This window comes from Erwinia sp. ErVv1, assembly GCF_900068895.1.
In the GTDB taxonomy this organism is placed as follows: domain Bacteria; phylum Pseudomonadota; class Gammaproteobacteria; order Enterobacterales; family Enterobacteriaceae; genus Erwinia.
Genome location: NZ_CDPK01000004.1, coordinates 364,376 through 364,655, shown reverse-complemented (window position 1 = coordinate 364,655; position 280 = coordinate 364,376). Strand labels below are relative to the sequence as shown.

Annotated in this window: 1 pseudogene (only partly in view); it reads right to left on the bottom strand. The window is 59.6% G+C overall.

Annotated elements, in window-relative coordinates:
- Nucleotides 1-280 (bottom strand): annotated as a pseudogene (locus tag A1830_RS22135) (type IV secretion protein Rhs); its annotated part runs 220 nt beyond the window's last position; the annotation flags it as partial.

The following is a 280-nucleotide window of genomic DNA, read 5'->3' as shown; positions in this document are numbered from 1 at the left end:
CGGCCTGCCGGGTCAGTCTCTGACGTCAGGCGGCCATAGCGGTCCCACTGGCTGCGCCGCATGGCTCCGTCAGGCAGGATGACATCGCACAACTCACCGTCGCGGTAAACGAAGCTGGTCTGGCGACCATCATAATCTGTGAAACGTGCAACATTCTCATCGTCGTCAACCAGCCAGTGTGCCTGTATGCCATCCTCGCGGGTGGCGCGGCGGGTGCCGTTTTCAAAATCGTATTCAAAATTAAGCTGCTCACCCGCGCTGTTGCGGTATGCCACCACGC